At 65.4% G+C, this 1,168-nt stretch carries 1 protein-coding gene; it reads right to left on the bottom strand.

From position 1 onward, the window contains the following. Positions 1–3 precede the first annotated feature (3 nt). On the bottom strand, positions 4–1,168 hold a 1,165-nt coding region (groEL, locus tag EOA33_RS36335), incomplete at its 5' end, for a chaperonin GroEL (protein WP_127407768.1).

Below are 1,168 nucleotides of genomic sequence, written 5' to 3'. Positions count from 1 at the left end.
TTCTTAGAAGTCCATGCCGCCCATGCCACCCATGCCACCGCCCGGCATACCGCCCGGCATACCGCCGGCAGCTTCCTTCTTCGGAGCTTCGGCGATCATGGCTTCGGTGGTGACCAGCAGGCCAGCGACCGAGGCCGCGTCCTGCAGGGCGGTGCGCACGACCTTGACCGGGTCGACGATGCCCATGGCGATCATGTCGCCATACTCGCCGGTCTGGGCGTTGTAGCCGAAGGTGGCGCCCTTGTTGTCGAGGATCTTGCCGGCAACGATCGAGGCTTCAGCACCGGCGTTGGCCGCGATCTGGCGGGCCGGAGCCTGCAGCGCGCGACGCACGATGTTGATGCCGGCGGCCTGGTCGGAGTTGGCGCCGGTAGCCTTGAGATTGCCAGAGGCGCGCAGCAGGGCCACGCCGCCGCCGGCAACGATGCCTTCTTCCACGGCCGCACGGGTCGCGTTCAGGGCGTCATCAACGCGGTCCTTCTTTTCCTTGACCTCGACCTCGGTCGCGCCGCCGACGCGGATCACCGCGACGCCGCCTGCGAGCTTGGCCAGACGCTCCTGCAGCTTCTCCTTGTCGTAGTCCGAGGTGGTCTCCTCGATCTGCTGCTTGATCTGGGCGACGCGGCCCTGGATCTCTGCCTTCTTGCCGGCGCCGTCGACGATGGTGGTGTTCTCCTTGGAGATCGACACCTTCTTGGCGCGGCCGAGCATGTTGAGGCCGACATTCTCGAGCTTGATGCCGAGATCTTCCGAGATGACCTGGCCACCGGTGAGGATGGCGATGTCTTCCAGCATGGCCTTGCGGCGGTCACCGAAGCCCGGAGCCTTGACGGCGGCGATCTTCAGGCCACCGCGCAGCTTGTTGACGACCAGCGTGGCCAGCGCCTCGCCTTCGACGTCTTCCGAGATGATGAGCAGCGGCTTCGAGGTCTGCACGACAGCCTCGAGCACCGGCAGCATGGCCTGCAGGTTGGAGAGCTTCTTCTCGTGGAGGAGAATGTAGGCGTCTTCCAGATCGGCGACCATCTTGTCGGCGTTGGTGACGAAGTAGGGCGACAGGTAGCCGCGGTCGAACTGCATGCCTTCGACGACTTCCAGCTCGGTCTCGGCGGTCTTGGCTTCCTCGACGGGGGTGACGCCTTCGTTGCCGACCTTCTGCCTCGCTTCC

Source organism: Mesorhizobium sp. M4A.F.Ca.ET.050.02.1.1, assembly GCF_003997725.1.
Lineage (GTDB): Bacteria > Pseudomonadota > Alphaproteobacteria > Rhizobiales > Rhizobiaceae > Mesorhizobium.
This window is presented reverse-complemented; position numbering and strand designations above follow the sequence as displayed.